This is a genomic window from Streptomyces sp. NPDC059455, assembly GCF_042750115.1.
GTDB classification, from domain to species: domain Bacteria; phylum Actinomycetota; class Actinomycetes; order Streptomycetales; family Streptomycetaceae; genus Streptomyces; species Streptomyces endocoffeicus.
This window is the reverse complement of sequence record NZ_JBHYVB010000163.1, coordinates 1-2,012: the sequence shown is the minus strand read 5'-3', so window position 1 is coordinate 2,012 and position 2,012 is coordinate 1. Positions and strand designations below refer to the sequence as shown.

The window sequence follows — 2,012 nt, the reverse complement described above, 5'->3', positions numbered from 1 at the left end:
CGTGTGGCGGGGGCGGGGGGGCCCGGGCGGGGCGGGTGCGCGCGCCCCCACGTTGGCGCCGGCCCCCGGGCGGGCCCGCCGGCCCGCGCCCCCCTCGACCGTGGTGTCCACCCATACGGATTCGCGGATGGCGTTCTCGTAGGAGTAGACAGGTCTGCTTTCTGATGGGCTTTTTGCTTTGCTGTCCGATCTGCTCTGCGCGGCGGAGGCGGCGTGGGCGGCCGGGGCACCGAGCGGTGGCAGCAGCGATATGACGGCGGCGACCAGCGCGGTGACCGCCGACAGCACGAGTGTGGTCCAGGGGATGCGGGATCTCCGCGTCTGTAGCAGCACGGGCGGACGGTAGCGCGAGTCAACTCCTGTACAGAAGAGGGCGATACATGTCCTGGGCATGTCCGAGTCGATACGCATTGCGTCCGGATGTCGATTGGATGTCGGACGGCGTGATGGACGTGAGGTGCGTGTGAGGAGTACATAGGGTCACGAGTGATCGTTCTCCCCTACGAGTTGGAGGACTCGTGCGTCACCACAGACTCCTCGTCCCGGGCGCGGCCGCGGCCTGCCTGCTGCTGGCGATCCCGGCATCGGCGGCCGATGCCACGCCCGGCGCCCCCGGCATCGGGGACTCCTACTACCCCTCGTACGGCAACGGCGGGTACGACGTCTCCCATTACAACCTGCGGCTGAAGTACCAGCCGAAGACGGACCGGCTGGAGGGCACGGCGACGATCGTGGCCGACGCCCGGCAGGATCTGTCCCGGTTCAACCTGGACTTCGCGCTCGAGGTGAGCGAGGTGCTGGTGGGCGGGAAGAAGGCCACCTTCAAGGCGACCGGCGACCATGAGCTGGAGATCACCCCGGCCGCGCCGCTCACCTCCGACCGCCCCTTCACCGTGGTCGTGCGCTACAGCGGCACGCCCTCGAAGGTCGTGGCGAACGGTTTCACCTCCTGGCTGCGCACCCCGGACGGCGGGATCGCGGCCAATGAGCCGGAGTCGGCGTGGTGGTGGTTCCCGAGCAATGACCATCCGCTGGACAAGGCCACCTACGACGTGTCGGTGGCGGTGCCGGACGGAACGCAGGCGATCAGCAACGGCACCCTGCAGTCGACCAGCTCCCAGCTGGGCTGGACCCGCTACAACTGGCGCTCCAGCAAGCCGCAGGCCACGTATCTGGCCACGCTGGCGGTCGGCAAGTTCGACATCACGACGGACACCACCGCCAACGGCCTGCCGGTGATCAACGCCTACAGCAAGGACCTCGGGAACAACGCGGGGGCGGCGCGGGCCAGCGTGGAGCGGTCGGCGGAGATCGTGGACTGGGAGTCCACGGTCTTCGGCCCGTACCCCTTCGACGCGCTGGGCGGCTATGTCCCCAACGTGCCCACGGGCTACGCGCTGGAGACCCAGACCCGGCCGTTCTACAGCCCGAAGGGGTTCGCCAAGGGCGCGAACACCTCGCTGGTCGTGCATGAGCTGGCCCATCAGTGGTTCGGCGACAGCGTCTCGCTGAAGGACTGGCGCGACATCTGGATCAACGAGGGCTTCGCCAGCTATGCGCAGTGGCTGTGGTCGGAGAAGGAGGGCGAGGGCACCGCGCAGGAACTGGCGGACTACACCTACGCCTCCTACCCGGCCGACGACCCCTTCTGGAAGGTCGAGCCGGGCAACCCGGGGGCGGAGAACCAGTTCCATGACGCGGTGTACGACCGGGGCGCGCTGGCCCTCCAGGCGCTGCGGAACCACATCGGCGACAAGGACTTCTTCGCGATCCTGAAGGGCTGGACGGCGGAGCACCGGTACGGGAACGCCTCCGTCAAGGACTTCGTGACCTATGCGGAGAAGGTGTCGGGCAAGCCGCTGGCCTCGCTCTTCGACACCTGGCTGTTCACCCCGTCGAAGCCGGCCGCCGCACAGGCGCGGGCGGCGGAGGTGAGCCCGGCCAAGGCGCCGGTGCGGCCGAAGTCCTGGCAGCGGATCCAGGACACCCACAGCGCCCACGGACGCTGAGCC

The 2,012-nt window shown here is 69.0% G+C and carries 1 protein-coding gene and 1 pseudogene; one reads left to right on the top strand and one right to left on the bottom strand.

The window, feature by feature from the left end; translation table 11 throughout:
* A pseudogene (locus ACFXB5_RS39440) lies at positions 1-333 on the bottom strand (hypothetical protein); the annotation flags it as partial.
* Positions 334-518: 185 nt separating this feature from the next.
* On the opposite strand from ACFXB5_RS39440, the gene ACFXB5_RS39435 reads away from it, so the two are divergent.
* Entirely contained in the window at positions 519-2,009 is a 1,491-nt protein-coding gene (locus ACFXB5_RS39435) for a M1 family metallopeptidase (protein ID WP_385217733.1), read from the top strand.
* Positions 2,010-2,012 lie beyond the last annotated feature (3 nt).